This window comes from Nocardia inohanensis NBRC 100128 (assembly GCF_001612945.1).
Taxonomy (GTDB): Bacteria; Actinomycetota; Actinomycetes; order Mycobacteriales; family Mycobacteriaceae; genus Nocardia; species Nocardia inohanensis.
On sequence record NZ_BDBK01000018.1, the window covers coordinates 21,663 to 37,221 of the forward strand.

Sequence of the window (15,559 nt, forward strand, 5' to 3'; positions counted from 1 at the left end):
GGTAGGCGCGAAATCGCGCTACAGCCAAGTGGATTCGCCGAAGACCGCGCCGCTGTCGTCGACCTCGGGGGATTTGGTGTACAGATACGTGTAGTGCCGGATCGCCACCGGCCCGGTGCACTGGTTGACGATGATGTGGAAGTCCCGGATCACGATGGTCCCCACCGTGCCCGGGACGATCTCCTTCTCGCCGACCGGCACCTCTTTCACCTCACCGGCCGAGAGGTTGAGGGTGGCAACGGGATTCGGGTTCGCGCCGAGGATGAGCGGCGGGATGGCCGCGCCCGGATCGGTGCCGAGCATTTTGCCGGGATCGATGGTGGTGCCGACATTGAGGTCCGGGGTGGCGCCGACCGTGCCCGCGCCGATGCTCACCGCGCACCCGACGTGATAGCCGGTCTTGAGCACGCCGGTGGCCGGGCCGAGAATCCGCCCGTAGGCGATGTTGTCGACGAAGGCCTCGCGGGTGGTGCCCACCATATTGAGCGGGGCGACGCGATTGACCTGTTCGTCGCGGTGACCGACGACGAAACTGCCGTTGATCGATTGAATGGTGCGCTCGTGCGGCGGCAGGGCTTCGACATCGGCGTGCGCCGCGGCGAACGAGGCGAGAGTGGCGGCTGCGATGAGAAGGCTTACGGTCCCGAGTTTGCTGGCCACCAGCAAACTGTAGTAGCTGACATGCATCAATCTTCGGAAGACACGCGGTCTCCGGAGTGGGACCGCCGACTCGGGAAGGGTGCGCCTCAGGCGCGCGCGAATCCGATCAGCCAGCGTGCCGCCGCGATGGTCGCCGCCGCCAGGACGGCGATCTGCGGAGACCCGGTGATGAGTGCCAGGGTCAGCGCCGCGACCAGGCCCGCGGCCAGCGCCTCGAGCTTGTACACCGGCCAGGGCGTACCCGCGATATCGACCGTCGCGGCCCGCGAACGGGGGCGCTCGACCTGAGTAGGGTGAACCACTGCCATCTGCTCAGGGTACCCGGGGACCGAAAGTTCGGGCAACCGAAACTTCTTGTCGGGAACATAACAGGATGCCTCGGTGTTAGCTGGGTCATGCCACTAACCGGAGAGTACGAACCCAGCACATCCGATTGGGCCCGCGAACAGGCCGAGAAGTTCGAGAATTCGGGCGGCACCGAAGGCACGACCCTCCAGGGCAAGCCCATCATCTTGCTCACCACCGTCGGCGCCAAGACCGGCAAACTCCGCAAGACCGCGCTCATGCGCGTCGAGCACGACGGTGAGTACGCCGTCGTCGCCTCGCTCGGCGGCGCGCCGAAGCATCCCGTCTGGTACTGGAACATCAAGGCGCAGCCGCATGTGGAGCTGCGCGACGGCACCGTGGTCAAGGACTACGACGCCCGCGAGGTGACCGGCGAGGAGAAGGCCGTGTGGTGGAAGCGAGCCGTCGAAGCCTGGCCGGATTACGCCGCGTACCAGACCAAGACGACCCGCGAGATCCCGGTCTTCGTGCTCACCCCGCGCGACTGATCCGATCCGGAGCGGCCCCGGCGGTTTGCCGCCGGGGCATTTTCCTGTCCAGCAAACCGGACGATTCGCCCTGTTGTCGGCGCTGCCGCAAGCTGCCGCCCTGCTCCCGGCTAGCATGTTCGAGTGTCTGATCCGCTGGCTGTAGCCGAGAAAGTGTCCAATCCGCTGCCCGAACTGACGGCGGATGAGATCGATGCGGCCGCTAAGCGAATTTCGGACATTATCGAGCCGACCCCGTTGCAACGGATCGCCCGCCTGTCGGCGCTGACCGGGGCCGAGGTCTACCTCAAGCGCGAGGACCTCACCGCCGTGCGCTCCTACAAGCTGCGCGGCGCGTACAACCTCATCGTGCAGCTGACCACCGCCGAGCGGGCCGCCGGAGTGGTGACCGCCAGCGCCGGAAACCACGCGCAGGGTGTGGCTTTCGCATGCAAGGCGATGGGCATCAAGGGGCGGATCTACGTGCCGACCACCACCCCGAAGCAGAAGCGCGACCGGATTCGGGTGCACGGCGGGGAGTTCGTGGAGCTCATCGCCACCGGCGACACCTACGACGCCGCGGCCACCGCCGCCGCCGCCGATGTCGCCCGCACCGGCGCGACCATGGTGCCGCCCTTCGACGATCCGCGCACCGCGGCCGGGCAGGGCACCATCGCCGCCGAATTCCTGGAACAGCTGGGCCGCGGCCCCGATCTGGTGATCGTGCCGGTCGGCGGCGGCGGCTGCCTGGCCGGCGTCGGCACCTATCTGCGCGAGCGCTCCCCGCGCACCGCGATCCTCGGCGTCGAGCCCTCGGGGGCGGCCTCCATGACCGCGGCGCTGGTGGCCGGGGGACCGGTGACGTTGCCGGAGATCGACCCGTTCGTCGATGGCGCGGCCGTGCGCCGCATCGGCGCGGTGCCGTTCCAGGCGGTGTCGCGCTTCGGCGGCCACGTCCGCTCGCACGCCTCGCTGCCTTTACTGACCAGCACCGAAACCGATTCGGGCGCAGGCTCTTTCCGCATGATGCAGGTCGACGAAGGCGCGATCTGCACCGCCATGCTCGAGGTCTACCAGAACGAGGGCATCGTGGCCGAGCCGGCGGGCGCGCTGTCGGTGGCCGCGCTGCGCGAGATCGCGATCGAACCCGGTTCGACGGTGGTGTGCCTGCTCTCCGGCGGCAATAACGACGTCTCCCGCTACGGCGAGGTGATCGAGCGTTCGCTGGTGCATCAGGGGCTGAAGCACTATTTCCTGGTGGACTTTCCGCAGGAGCCCGGCGCGCTGCGGCGTTTCCTGGACGAGGCGCTGGGGCCCGACGACGACATCACGCTGTTCGAGTACGTCAAGCGCAACAACCGGGAAACCGGTGCGGCGCTGGTGGGTATCGAACTGGGCACGCCCGATGGCCTGGACGCGCTGCTGAGCCGGATCAAGGCCTCGCGGATCCAGTGCGAGCGGCTGGATCCGGGCTCCCCGGCCTACCGCTACCTCACCTAGACGTGCAGCCGGTAGCCGGCGGCGGACTGGTGGATCAGTTGTGGCGCACCGAGTTTGCGCTCCAGCCGGGCCAGCAGCTCGTCGACGGCCGGCGCCGGTTCGGCGCAGTACAGGGCCAGCTCACCGCGGGTGACCAGACTGCCCGGCCGGGCCGCCAATAGTTCGAGCGCGGAGAATTCGCGCACGGTCAGGGTCAGCAGCACCCCGCCGCGCTGTACTCGCCGCCGCATCCGGTCCACCACCAGATCGCCGATGGCCAGCACCTGCGGCGGCGGTTGCGCGCGGCGATGGCACAGCGCCCGCACCCGGGTGGCCAATTCCCCGAGCGAGAACGGCTTGGCCAGGTAGTCGTCCGCGCCGCCCGCGTAGCCCTCGGTGCGCGTGGCGGGGGTATCGCGTGCGGTGATGATCAAGGCGGGGGTGTGGTCACCCGATTCGCGTTGCCGCCGCACCAGATCCAGGCCGTCGCCGTCGGGCAGGCCGCGATCGACGATCAGGCAGTCGTAATGCCGGGCCCCGCAATACCGGCACGCCTCGGCCAGATTCCGGGTCAGATCGACGGTGAATCCGGCCTCTCGCAAACCCTCGGCTACACGTGCCCCCAACTCGTCGTCGTCCTCGCACACCAATACCCAGGCCGTGCGTCCGGTTCCGCGATCGTCGAGCATGCCGCCAGATTGTCATGCAGATCATGAACGAATCATGAGCGATCGCCGAATCGGGCCCGGGCGTTAACACTGCGGTCCGGGTTAACAATCGCGCCGCGGGCGGGCGATGACTCGGGTAGTCCACTATGCATGAAACCGAACAGTCAGGGGTGGAGGCTCGTTTCATGAAGAAAAGGCTGGTGGTGTGCTGCGACGGCACTTGGAAGGCCGAATCCAGCGACACCGTTTCCAATATCGTGAAGATCGCGCAGGCCGTGTGCCTGGACGGCACCGGCGCGGCGGGGGAGCCGGTCGGGCAGCGGGTGTTCTATGTTTCCGGGCCGGGAGCGCACGGGTTCGCCACGGACAAGATCCTGGGCGGCGCCTTCGGGTACGGGCTGGAAGCGAATCTCTCCTCGGCGTACTGGCAGCTGGCATTGAATTGGCAACCGGGCGACGACATCTACATCTTCGGATTCAGCCGGGGCGCGTACACCGCGCGCAGCCTGGCGGGGATGATCGACCGGCTCGGAATTCTGAAGCCCGAGGCCATGATCGAGAAGAAGATCTACTGCGAGGCGCTCGAGATCTACCGGACGCCGAAACCGAAGCCCGGTGATCCGGAGCCCGACCGGGCGGTGCGATTCCGGGCCGAGCACTGCTACCCGGATTCGCAGCGGATCCACTTCCTGGGCGTCTTCGACACGGTGGGCGCGATGGGAATTCCCGGGATCTCGCGCAAGAAGCACCAGTTCCACGACGTCCATCTCGCCAGCAGCGTGCACTGCGCGCGGCAGGCGCTCTCCATCGACGATCGGCGGCGCGCGTTCGAACCGTGCCTGTGGACGGTGCCGGTGGAGTTGCACAAGAAGTATCGCCGTACCGACCGCGTCAAACAGGTCTGGTTCGAGGGCAGGCACAGCGATGTCGGCGGCGGCCTCGACAGCTGCGTGCTCTCCGACCTGAGCCTGCGCTGGATGGTCGGCGAGGCGCACGCCGAAGGCTTGGAATTCGATCCGGTCCGGCTGCGCGAATTGCTCCCGCCGGCCCGGACGCCCGCCCTGCGGCTCGAACTGAAGACCTGGCCGGGCGTGCCCTACACCATCCTCAATTGCGTTCGCCTGCTTCGGCATCCGCGCAGTAAGCGGTTCTACTGGGATGCCTGGCGGCGGCTGCTGGAGGAGGGCGACCAGAACAGCTATCTGGCCTCGACCGTCGAGGTGGAGCGGCACGCCAACCTGCGGCGCTGGCGGGACACGCTGGCGGACAAGCAGATTCCGGCGGGGCTGATCGAACAGATCCCGAGCGGGCCACTGCCCGAACGGCCTCCGCGCACCCGGCCGATCTTCCTGCCCGGGCCGGTCACGCCCCTGCCCGACCCGGTGGTGACGGTATTGGACACGACCGAACCGGACGACGAGACCGCTGCCTGATCAGCGCACCAGCAGCGCCACGGGTAGGCGCGCGAAGAGCTTCTCCAAGCGCGCCCGCCCGGAGAAGGTGTGCCCGGTGAGCCGATCGGTCCAATGCCCCTGCGGCAGATCCAGGACCGTATCGGCCCAGCCGCCCTCCTCGTCCAGGCGAATGCTGTGCCGGGTGGCGGCCACGATCACCTCGGGGGTCTCCCCGGCGCGGCCGCGCGCGAAGGACACCAGGTGCGCGGCCTGCTCACCGCCGGCGAAGAGCGGGGTGTAGGTGCCGCCGACGAAGCAGTCCGGTCGTTCCCGGCGCAGCCACAGCGCGTACGCCACGATCCACATCTTGACCGCACCGGAGGGATCGAGATCCGGTGTGCCGGTGAGCGATTGCAGCAGCAGGGTGCGGTGGGTGAAGTCGACCGGCCGCCGATTGTCGGGATCGACGAGCGCGTCCTCCCACAGCTCGGTGCCCTGGTAGATATCCGGAATGCCCGGCCCGCACAGCTGCAACAGCTTCTGCGCCAAGGCATCCGACCAGGCGTGGGTGGCCAGATCGGTGACGAACTCGCCGAGCTCCGCGCCGACCGGGCCGTCGATGACCGCGTCGATCCACCGGTGCACCTTGTTCTCGAACTCGAGATCCGGTTCCTCCCAGGAGGATTGGGTCCCGGCCTCGCGAACCGCCTTCTCCGCGAACACGTGAATGCGCTCCCGGAAGCCGGGCACCGCGGCGGCGGGCCGGCCGTCGGCGGGCCAGACGCCGAAGATGTTCTGCAACAGGAACAGGGTGGTCGCGCCGTCCGGGCCGGGAACCATCTCGTTCCAGGTGGTGACCGCGCGCGCCCAGATATCGGGCACCTGGGAGAGCATGCCGATGCGGGCGCGCACATCCTCGCCGCGCTTGGTGTCGTGGGTGGAGAGCGTGCTCATGGTGGCGGGCCAGCGGGCGGCGCGCTCGGCATTGGCCAGATGGAACTCCACCAGCGAACGGCCCCAGCGGGTCGGATCCGCGCCCATCTCCTGGAGTGAGACCAGGCGCGCGGCGCGGTAGAACATGGTGTCCTCCACCGCTTTCGCGCTCATCGCCGCACCGACCTGATGGAAGCGCACGGCCGCCTCGCCGTTGACGGCCAGCGCGGTCGAGAGCACCTGTAGCGGCGGGGTGAGTTCACCGTTGCGCCGGGCCACCTCGGCCACCACCGCGCGCACCACCCCGGCCAGCGGCGCGTAATCGGTGCGGGCCACCGGCATGAACGACAGCACCTCGATGACGGCATTGGTGAGCGCCATGGTGTCGAAGGAGCCGGCCCGGGCATCGCTCTTGATCGCGCCGACCAGCCGGCGGATCTCGGGCACCAGCATTGTTTCGGCAACCGCGCGTTTGATGCGATGCCGCTGCTCGTCGAACCAGGCGCGGTCGCTGCCGTGCCCGATGAATTGCCGGGACAGCTCGGTGAGTTGCTTCTCACCGTCCGGATCGATGAGCACGCCACCGATATCGGCGAGCGCGTCGTAACCGGTGCTGCCGTCGATGGGCAGGGTGGCGTCCAGGGGTTCCTGATCCGAGAGCACCTTCTCGATCAGCAGTAATCGCCCCGGGCCGATGAGTTTGCGCAGCCGCTCCAGGTATTCGGCGGGGTCGGCCAGCCCGTCGGGGTGGTCGATGCGCACGCCGTCGATCAGATCGTGCTCACACCAGGCCGCGAGTTCGCGATGGGTGGCCTCGAAGACCGCGGTCTCCTCCTGCCGGACCGCGGCCAGCCCGCCGACGGTGAAATAGCGCCGGTAGCCACATAATCCGGACTTCCAGTTGACCAGGCGGTAGTGCTGTTTGTCGTGGATGCGCAGCGCGTTCTCGCCGTCGGTGCCGGGCGCGATGGGGAAGCGCATATCGCGCAGCGCCAGCATGGGTTCGGGGCCGGAGCGGTCCACGGTGAGCGCGGCCGGATCGTTCTCGTTGGCCAGCACCGGCAGTGCGATGCGCCCGCCCGCGCCGTTGGCGGGGCTGAAGTCGAGATCGAACCAGTGCGCGTACTGCGAATCTTTGCCATTGCGCAGGACGTCCCACCACCAGGCGTTCTGCCGGGGATCGGCGACGCCCACATGGTTGGGCACCAGGTCCACGATCAAACCCATGCCGCGGCTGCGCACCTCGTCGGCGAGCGCCTTGAGGCCGGTCGGCCCGCCCAGCGCCTTGGCCACCGTGGTCGGATCGGTGACGTCGTAGCCGTGGGTGGAGCCGCGCGCGGCGGTCAGGATGGGCGACAGGTACAGATGCGAAATGCCCAATTGCTGGAGGTATTCGGCGATACCGCGGGCATCGGCGAAGGTGAGCGCGTCGGGCCGCAGTTGCAGGCGGTAGGTGCTGCGCACGGGCGTCTGCCGGGCGATGGGTCCGGTGGTGTGTTCGGGCGAGCTGGTCATGGCGGTATCGATCATGCCGTACGGCGCAGCACGAGCAGACAACGCGCGGGGACTTGGACGCTCGACGCGGCAGGGTGGGTGCGCGGCGCGTCCGGTAGCCCGGTGGGGGCCGAGCAGTCCAAGGCTACCTCCCAGTTATCGCCGTGTTCCGGTGCGGGCAGGGTGAACTCGAGGGCGGCGTCATGGGCGTTGAAGCAGAGTAGGAACGAGGCGTCGGTGATGCGTTCGCCGCGCGGGCCGGGTTCGCGAATGCCGTCGCCGTTGAGGAAGACGGTGAGCGAGCGGCCGAAACCGTTGTCCCAGTCCGGATCGGTCATGGCCGCGCCGTCCGGGGTGAACCAGGCGATGTCGTCGGGGTGGTCGTGGGTGGGGGCGGGGCGGCCGTCGAAGAAGCGGCGGCGCCGGAACACCGGGTGCGCGGTGCGCAACGCGACCGCGCGGCGGGTGAATTCGAGCAGGTCGGCATTGGTGTGCATGAGGGACCAGTCCATCCACGACACGGCATTGTCCTGACAGTAGGCATTGTTGTTGCCCATTTGGGTGCGGCCGAATTCGTCGCCGTGCACCAGCATCGGGGTGCCCTGGGACAGCAGCAGGGTGGCGAGCAGATTGCGTTGCTGGCGGGCGCGCAGGGCCAGGATCGCGGGATCGTCGGTGGGGCCTTCCACGCCGCAGTTCCAGGAGCGGTTGTAGGGCTCGCCGTCGAGATTGCCCTCGCCGTTGGCTTCGTTGTGTTTCTCGTTGTAGGACACCAGATCCGCGAGGGTGAAGCCGTCGTGCGCGGTGACGAAATTGATACTGGCGCTGGGGCGGCGGCCGGTGGCCTCGTACAGGTCCGAGGAGCCGGTGAGGCGGGAGGCGAACTCGCCCAGGGTCGCCGGTTGCCCGCGCCAGTAATCGCGCACGGTGTCACGGTATTTGCCGTTCCATTCGGTCCAGGCGACCGGGAAATTGCCGACCTGATAGCCGCCCTCGCCGACATCCCACGGTTCGGCGATCAGCTTGACCTGGCTGACCACCGGATCCTGGTGCACCAGATCGAAGAAGGTGGAGAGGCGGTCCACATCGTGCAATTCGCGGGCCAGCGTGGCGGCCAGGTCGAAACGGAAACCGTCGACGTGCATTTCCAGCACCCAGTAGCGCAGTGAATCCATGATGAGTTGCAGGGTGTGCGGATGCCGGACGTTCAGGCTGTTGCCGGTGCCGGTGTAATCCATGTAGTGCTGTGGATCGTCGTCCACCAGGCGGTAATACGCGGCATTGTCGATGCCCCGGAAGCAGATGGTCGGGCCGAATTCATTGCCCTCGGCGGTGTGGTTGTAGACCACATCGAGGATCACCTCGATACCGGCGGCGTGGAAAGCCCGCACCATGGCCTTGAATTCGGTGACCGCCGCACCCGGCACCGGGCTCGCGGCGTATTCGGCGTGCGGGGCGAAATAGCCGAAACTGTTGTAGCCCCAATAGTTTCGCAGCCCGCGATCCAGCAGGATGCGGTCGTGCAGGAACTGGTGCACCGGCATGAGCTCGACGGCGGTCACGCCCAGGCTCCGCAAATGCCCGATGATCGCCGGATGCGCCATGCCCGCGAAGGTGCCGCGCAATTCCGGCGGGATCTCCGGATGGGTGTGCGTCATGCCCTTGACGTGCGCCTCGTAGATGACCGTCTCGTGGTACGGCCGCTGCGGCGGGCGGTCGTTGGCCCAATCGAAGAACGGGCTGATGACCACGCCGGTCATGGTGTGGCCCAGGGTGTTCTGGCCGTGGTTGTAGGGCGCGGCATCGGCCCCGAAATCGCCGGTGAACGCTTTGCCGTACGGATCGAGCAGCAGTTTGGTCGGATCGCAGCGCTGCCCCAGCGCCGGATCGTAGGGCCCGTGCACGCGGAACCCGTAGCGCTGCCCGGGCCCGATGCCGGGCAGGTAGGCATGCCAGACATACCCGTCCACCTCGTCCAGGGTTATCCGGGTCTCGCGGTCGCGCTCGTCCAGCAAACACAGCTCGACCCGCCGGGCGACCGCGGAGAACACCGAGAAATTGGTGCCGGCTCCGTCATAGGTCGCGCCCAGCGGGTAGGCGGTTCCCGGCCAGACCCCGAGCGGGGCTTGGTCGGTGGTCGCATGGGCCATGCCCAGACCCTAGCGCCCGGGTGCGAGGTCCGAATCGAGTGCCCTGCGCCAGGTCTGGCCGACCAGATCCCGGCCGAAGCTGTGATGCGGATTCGACTCCACCAACTCGAATCCGGCACGCTGGTTCGGCTGGTCGCGGCGGGGTTCGCGGTGATTGCCGGTGTTGGTGCTCGGAGGTCCCGCTGACTGCACCCGGGCTCCCGGAAATGCTGTTCCGGTGATAACTTGAACGGCGTTCAAGGCTGTCACGGCGGGTGCCGTGCGGCCGGTCGCCGACCCGGAGGGCTACCCGTGGCAATGACCCCCGACGAGATCACCGCGGTGGACGCGGCGCACGTGTGGCATCCCTATGGCGGATTTCCGGCGAGCACCGAGCCGTTGGTCGTCGCCTCGGCTTCGGGTACGCGGCTGACGCTGGCCGATGGCCGGGAGTTGGTCGACGGGATGAGTTCGTGGTGGGCGGCGGTGCACGGGTATGCGCATCCGGTGCTGGACGCGGCGCTGCTGGCGCAGTCGCGGAAGATGAGCCATGTGATGTTCGGGGGGCTGACTCACGAACCGGCCGTTCGGCTTTCGCAATTGCTGGTCGAGTTGACGCCCGCGGGTTTGGACAAGGTGTTCCTCTGTGACTCCGGGTCGGTGTCGGTGGAGGTCGCGGTCAAGATGTGCCTGCAATATCAGCGGGCGCTGGGGCGGCCGGAGAAGCGGCGGCTGTTCACCTGGCGGGGCGGGTATCACGGCGACACCTTCACGCCGATGAGCGTGTGCGATCCCGAAGGTGGCATGCACTCGCTGTGGACCGATGTGCTGGCCACCCAGATCTTCGCGCCGATGCCGCCGAGCGAGTATGAGCCGCAGTATGTTTCGGAGCTGGAGCGAGCCCTTGCCGAGCATGCGCACGAGGTGGCGGCGGTGATCGTCGAGCCCGTGGTGCAGGGTGCGGGCGGGATGCGGTTCCACCATCCGCGCTATCTCGAAGACCTGCGGCGGCTCTGCGACGCACACGACGTACTGCTCGTCTTCGACGAGATCGCCACCGGATTCGGCCGCACCGGAACGCTTTTCGCGGCCGACGCGGCCGGGGTGCGGCCCGATGTGATGTGTGTGGGCAAGGCGCTCACCGGCGGGTACATGACGCTCGCCGCGGCGCTGTGCACGTCGGAGATCGCCGAGACCGTCAGCCGTGAGCACGGCGGGCTCATGCACGGTCCGACCTTCATGGGCAATCCGCTGGCCTGCGCGGTGGCGGTGGCCTCGATCGAATTGTTGCTGTCGCGGGATTGGCAGGGTGAGGTGCGGCGTATCGAATCCGAGCTGCGGGCCGGGCTCGCACCGGCGCGCGACCTCTCCGGCGTGGCCGATGTGCGCGTGCTCGGCGCCATCGGTGTGATCGAACTAGACCATTCGGTAGACATGCGGAAGGCGACTCATGCCGCAGTCGACTCCGGCGTGTGGTTGCGGCCCTTTCGCAACCTGATCTACTCCATGCCGCCGTTCATCAGCGGCACCGATGACATCGCGCGGATCACGACGGCCATGCTCGCGGCTGCGGCCGGCTGATCCGGGAGGTCAACGGGTAGCGCGTTTTTCCTTCATCCGATCCGGATTGTCGCTGTCCGACAGCACTTCCCAGACTCGGAAAACGCAGTGATAGTCGTCGGACCAGCCCCGGGCGATCAGCATGAAGGTGTCGCCGTCGCGCAGGATCGTGCGGCGGCTGACCATCTTCGGATGATCGGGGATGAATTTCGACACGAGGTCGGGCAGTTTCGCGAGGGCTTGTTCGCGGGTGCCCACCACCTCGGTGAGGACCTTCGGACTCCAGCTCTTGCTGTCTCCGAAGCCGGTCGTCTGCTCGACCACTATTGCCCACCGTGGCATCGCGCAGCCTCCTTACGCCTTCCACCATAGCGCCGGGTGACTCTTGAACGCCGTTCAAGTATGCTTCCGAGCTGTGACTGCCGATCCCCTGAGCTGGTTGGACCGTCGCGCCGCCGAGCGCGTGGACGCCGGGCTGCGCCGCGAACTGCGCGCCCGCACGCCGGAAACGGCGAGCATCGACCTGGCCTCCAACGATTACCTCGGATTGGGCCGCCATCCCGAGGTCATCGACGGCGGTATCGAAGCCCTCCGCAAATGGGGCGGCGGCGCCACCGGATCCCGTCTGGTCACCGGCACCACCACCGAACACGAACTCCTCGAAGCCGAACTGGCCGAATTCGTCGGCGCGGAAGCAGGACTGGTCTTCGCCTCCGGATATGCGGCGAACCTCGGCGCGGTCACCGCGCTGGCTGGACGGGACGCCCTCGTCGTCTCCGACGCGGGCAGTCACGCCTCCCTCGTCGACGCCTGCCGGTTGTCCCGCGCCCGAGTCGAAATCGCGCCCCACCGAGACGTGGCAGCGGTCGACCGGTTGCTCGCCGAACGCGGCGAAGAACGCGCACTCGTCCTCACCGATTCGGTATTCAGCGCGGACGGCGACCTTGCCCCTCTCGCCGAATTGCATCGCGTAACCCGCGCCAACGGTGCGGTTCTCATCGTCGACGAAGCCCACGGCCTCGGCGTGCGCGGCGACGGCGGCCGTGGTCTGGTCCACGAAGCCGGCCTCGCCGGATCGCCCGACCTGATCATCACCGCCACCCTGTCGAAGGCATTCGGCTCCCAAGGTGGCGTAGTCCTGGCCCCAGAACGCGTCCGTGCCCACCTCATCGACACCGCCCGCACCTTCATCTTCGACACCGGCCTGGCCCCCGCCGCCGTCGGAGCCGCCCGCGCCGCCCTCCGACTGCTGCGCGCCGACCCGGAAATGGCGACCCGAGTCCTGGCCCGAGCCGCCGACCTGGCCCGCATAGCCGGTGTCCCGCAACCCGATTCGGCCGTCGTCTCCGTCGTCCTCGGGGAAGCCCAGGTCGCTTACGACGCCGCACAAGCCTGCCGCGCCCGCGGCCTCGACGTCGGCTGCTTCCGCCCACCGTCGGTCCCGGAGGGCACCTCCCGACTCCGCCTGACCGCGCGCGCCGACCTCACCGAACCCGAACTGGCCACCATCGCGACGGTGCTGAGCGAGGTCCTGGCCGAAGCCCGAAGCCGCCACGCCGTCTCGGCATGAGGGCGCCGGCCGTGATCGCGTCCACGACAAACACTTTCCGCGTCAGTATCGCTCGAAAGGCCATCGCGTGAGTCTGCTCTTCGTAACCGGCACGTCGACCGATGTCGGCAAGACCGTCGTCACCGCCGCGCTGGCGGCGACCGCTCGCTCCGCCGGTGCATCCGTCGCCGTGGTCAAACCGGCCCAAACCGGCGTCGCACCAGGCGAACCCGGCGACCTGGCCGAAGTCACCCGGCTGAGCGGCGTCACCCGCACCGTCGAACTGGCCCGTTACCCCGAGCCGCTGGCCCCCGACACCGCCGCCCGCCGCTGCGGCGCACCCCTGCTCACCTTGGCCGAAACGGCGGCCGCGATCGAGGCGTGCGCCGACGCCGACCTCACCCTGGTGGAGGGCGCGGGCGGCCTGCTGGTCCGCATCGGCGAATTCACCCTCCTCGACCTCGCCCAAAAACTTTCCGCCCCGGTCCTGCTCGTCGCGGCCGCCGGCCTGGGCACCCTCAACCACAGCGAATTGACCACGCGCACACTCCAATCCGCCGGCGTCCCCTGCGCCGGCCTGGCCATCGGCTCCTGGCCCGAAACCCCCGACCTGGCCTCCGAATGCAACCGCACCGACCTCCCCGCCGTCACCGGCGTAGACCTGGTCGGCACCCTCCCCGCCGGAGCCGGCAGCTGGTCCGCCGCCCCCTTCACCGAAGCCGCCCCGACCTGGTTCGATCCCACCTGGTCGGCGCGATACCTCCACCCCGCCGTATAGGTCAGCCCCGCCCCGGCAGAAGAAGCTCACGAATTCCTAACGAGCCGCCTGCCACCGTTGGCGAATGGGTGAATCGCGGTTCAGTGGCACATCGCCGAGGGCTTTTGCCCGGATCGACCACCGTGGTGTGCCACTCGATCCGATGTTTCCGGGTGGTGTAATGGCGCGGGTGCGGGTTTTGGTGTGTGAGGACGATCGGGCGCTGGGGGATGCGGTCGTGGCGGGGTTGCGGGCGGCGGGGTTCGCGGTGGATTTGGCGCGCGGTTACGGGGACGCGGATTTGAAGGTGGCGGTCAATCGGTACGACTGTTTGGTGATCGATCGGGGGCTGCCGGACGGGGATGGGCTGGAACTGGTTCGGGCGCAGCGGGAATCGGGGGAGCGGACGCCGGTTTTGATACTCACCGCTCGGGATGCGCTGGCGGATCGGCTGGATGGGTTCGCCTGCGGCGCGGACGATTACGTGGTCAAGCCGGTCGCGATGGATGAGCTGGCGGCGCGGGTGCGGGCGCTGTGTCGCCGGCAGGAGATGCCGGCGCCGACTCGGACGGTGGTGGGGGATCTGGTGGTGGATCGGCCGCGGCGGCGGGCGCAGCGGGCGGGCACCTTGCTGACGCTGACGCCGAAGGAGTTCGGGGTGCTGGAGTTGCTCGCCGTGCGGGCGGGCACCGTGGTCACCCGGGGTGAGCTGATCGAATGCTGCTGGGATGAAATGGCCGAGCCCGCATCGAATGTGGTCGATGTGATCATCGCCCAGTTGCGTCGCAAGCTCGGCGCGCCCGCCCTGATCGAAACCGTGCGCGGTGCCGGCTTCACGATCGCGGGTTGATGATGTTCGGGCGGATTCGGCCCGGGAACGGTCGCGGTGCGGTGACCCCCGGACGGTTGCGGCGGACTCGGTGGGCGTTGACCGCGCTGTTCACGGTGATCACCACGGTATGCCTGATCGTGCTGGGCGCGGTGGCGGCGTCGATCGATGCGCAGTCCCGGGATCGGGCGCTGAACGACGGGGTCGATCGGGTGGTGACCGGGCTGGCGCGGGAGGTGTATTGGGACGAGAACGGCGGCGCAGACCTCGAGGCGGTGCGGGAGGACGATCTCGCGCAGGGGACCACGGCCGTGGCGGTGCTGGTGCGCGATGGCGAGGGGCGGTGGCGGGAGGCGTTCACGCACCAGCGGGCCGGATTGCCCGCCGAGACGGCGATGCTCGCCGAGGACGCCGCCGCTGCCGAGGAACTGGTATTGAGCACCCTGCCCGATCGTGACGGGAACCGGGTGCGGGTGGCGGCCGAACCGGTGTGGGGCAATGAATCCGCCGTGGACGCGGTGGTTTTCGCGGCGGCGCAAACCTCCGCGGGGGAGCGGGATCACCGGCGGCTGCTGCTGGCGTTGGAGTTCGGCGGGCTGGCCTTGGTCGCCCTCGCTGCCCTGGCGGGGCATCTGCTGTCGGGGGTGAGCATGCGCCCCGCCGCGCGGATGCTGGCCGAACAGGAGCGTTTCCTCGCCGACGCGTCCCACGAACTACGCACCCCGCTCGCCACGCTGCGGCTGTATCTCGATGCTGCACTGCGTGATCCGGCGGACGCCCGGCGCGCGGTCACCGACGCCCGCTCGCTCACCGATCGAATGGCGCGGCTGGTCACCGGATTGCTGGCGCGCACCCGCACCGAGACCGGCCTCGGCGAACTCGACACCCAGCGCCTGCATTTGGATCAGTTGGTCGAGGGCGTGGTGGCCGAGAGCGGAGTGCCCGATATCCAGATCCGCACCGAACCCACTGCGGTGCATGCCGATCCGGACCTGCTGGCGTTGGCGGTGCGCAACCTGCTCGACAATGCGGTGGTGCACGGCGGCGGTGGCATCGAAGTGACGGTGGCGGCCGGGCGGATCACCGTGCGTGATCACGGCCCGGGATTGGATCCGGCGCTGACCGATCCTTTCGAGCGCGGCGCCACGGGTGCGAGCGGGCGGCACGGCATCGGCCTGTCCATCGTGCAATGGGTGGCGCGCGTGCACGGCGGCACCGTCGAGATCACCGACGCCACGGACGGGGGCACCGTAGCCACGTTCACCCTGCCGCCCGCCGAGGCGTGAATCTCCGCC

15 protein-coding genes are annotated in these 15,559 nt (G+C 68.5%); 8 read left to right on the top strand and 7 right to left on the bottom strand.

Going from position 1 to position 15,559, the window contains the following annotated elements; all coding sequences use genetic code 11:
• Positions 1-18 precede the first annotated feature (18 nt).
• Both NI1_RS33290 and NI1_RS33295 read right to left on the bottom strand, forming a co-directional pair.
• Positions 19-660 carry an MspA family porin gene (locus tag NI1_RS33290; protein ID WP_245663530.1) on the bottom strand — a complete coding sequence of 214 codons (642 nt, stop codon included), beginning with the start codon at positions 658-660 and terminating at the stop codon, positions 19-21.
• Positions 661-746: 86 nt separating this feature from the next.
• Positions 747-968: a hypothetical protein gene (locus NI1_RS33295; protein ID WP_067829357.1), complete on the bottom strand. Its 222-nt coding sequence runs from the start codon at positions 966-968 to the stop codon at positions 747-749.
• 87 nt (positions 969-1,055) lie between these two features.
• Here NI1_RS33295 and NI1_RS33300 point away from each other — a divergent pair, with 87 nt between their 5' ends.
• Both NI1_RS33300 and ilvA read left to right on the top strand, forming a co-directional pair.
• Positions 1,056-1,493: a nitroreductase family deazaflavin-dependent oxidoreductase gene (locus tag NI1_RS33300; protein WP_067829360.1), complete on the top strand. Its 438-nt coding sequence runs from the start codon at positions 1,056-1,058 to the stop codon at positions 1,491-1,493.
• A 135-nt stretch (positions 1,494-1,628) separates the two neighbouring features.
• Positions 1,629-2,972, top strand: a complete 1,344-nt coding sequence (gene ilvA / locus NI1_RS33305) for a threonine ammonia-lyase IlvA (protein WP_439957330.1) — start codon at positions 1,629-1,631, stop codon at positions 2,970-2,972.
• Here the strand turns inward: ilvA and NI1_RS33310 are convergent.
• A complete protein-coding gene (locus NI1_RS33310) occupies positions 2,969-3,640 on the bottom strand; it encodes a response regulator transcription factor (RefSeq protein WP_067829366.1) in 672 nt (223 codons plus the stop codon). The genes ilvA and NI1_RS33310 overlap by 4 nt on opposite strands.
• 164 nt (positions 3,641-3,804) lie before the next feature.
• Between NI1_RS33310 and NI1_RS33315 the strand changes: the two genes are divergently transcribed.
• Positions 3,805-5,052 carry a T6SS phospholipase effector Tle1-like catalytic domain-containing protein gene (locus tag NI1_RS33315; protein ID WP_084524178.1) on the top strand — a complete coding sequence of 416 codons (1,248 nt, stop codon included), beginning with the start codon at positions 3,805-3,807 and terminating at the stop codon, positions 5,050-5,052.
• Here NI1_RS33315 and treY read toward each other — a convergent pair whose 3' ends face one another.
• From treY to NI1_RS38980, 3 genes are read right to left on the bottom strand one after another with little or no spacing between them, the layout of a single operon-like run.
• Positions 5,053-7,461, bottom strand: a complete 2,409-nt coding sequence (gene treY, locus NI1_RS33320) for a malto-oligosyltrehalose synthase (RefSeq protein WP_067829800.1) — start codon at positions 7,459-7,461, stop codon at positions 5,053-5,055. It abuts the gene before it with no gap.
• 11 nt (positions 7,462-7,472) lie between these two features.
• Complete coding sequence (glgX, locus tag NI1_RS33325) at positions 7,473-9,590, bottom strand: glycogen debranching protein GlgX (RefSeq protein WP_067829372.1); 2,118 nt, start codon at positions 9,588-9,590, stop codon at positions 7,473-7,475.
• A 9-nt stretch (positions 9,591-9,599) separates the two neighbouring features.
• Complete coding sequence (locus tag NI1_RS38980; protein WP_067829374.1) at positions 9,600-9,782, bottom strand: hypothetical protein; 183 nt, start codon at positions 9,780-9,782, stop codon at positions 9,600-9,602.
• 105 nt (positions 9,783-9,887) lie between these two features.
• Between NI1_RS38980 and NI1_RS33335 the strand changes: the two genes are divergently transcribed.
• Positions 9,888-11,150 (top strand): adenosylmethionine--8-amino-7-oxononanoate transaminase, encoded by a 1,263-nt coding sequence (locus NI1_RS33335; RefSeq protein WP_067829375.1) that lies wholly within the window; start codon positions 9,888-9,890, stop codon positions 11,148-11,150.
• 9 nt (positions 11,151-11,159) lie between these two features.
• Here NI1_RS33335 and NI1_RS33340 read toward each other — a convergent pair whose 3' ends face one another.
• Positions 11,160-11,471 (bottom strand): hypothetical protein, encoded by a 312-nt coding sequence (locus NI1_RS33340; RefSeq protein ID WP_157535475.1) that lies wholly within the window; start codon positions 11,469-11,471, stop codon positions 11,160-11,162.
• Positions 11,472-11,544: 73 nt separating this feature from the next.
• Between NI1_RS33340 and NI1_RS33345 the strand changes: the two genes are divergently transcribed.
• The 4 genes from NI1_RS33345 (at position 11,545) to NI1_RS40005 (ending at position 15,550) form a co-directional block, all read left to right on the top strand.
• Complete coding sequence (locus NI1_RS33345) at positions 11,545-12,699, top strand: 8-amino-7-oxononanoate synthase (protein ID WP_067829380.1); 1,155 nt, start codon at positions 11,545-11,547, stop codon at positions 12,697-12,699.
• A 67-nt stretch (positions 12,700-12,766) separates the two neighbouring features.
• Entirely contained in the window at positions 12,767-13,456 is a 690-nt protein-coding gene (gene bioD / locus NI1_RS33350; RefSeq protein ID WP_067829381.1) for a dethiobiotin synthase, read from the top strand.
• 169 nt (positions 13,457-13,625) lie between these two features.
• Complete coding sequence (locus NI1_RS33355) at positions 13,626-14,285, top strand: response regulator transcription factor (RefSeq protein WP_067829803.1); 660 nt, start codon at positions 13,626-13,628, stop codon at positions 14,283-14,285.
• A gap of 41 nt (positions 14,286-14,326) precedes the next feature.
• Entirely contained in the window at positions 14,327-15,550 is a 1,224-nt protein-coding gene (locus tag NI1_RS40005; RefSeq protein WP_157535476.1) for a sensor histidine kinase, read from the top strand.
• Positions 15,551-15,559: the final 9 nt, after the last annotated feature.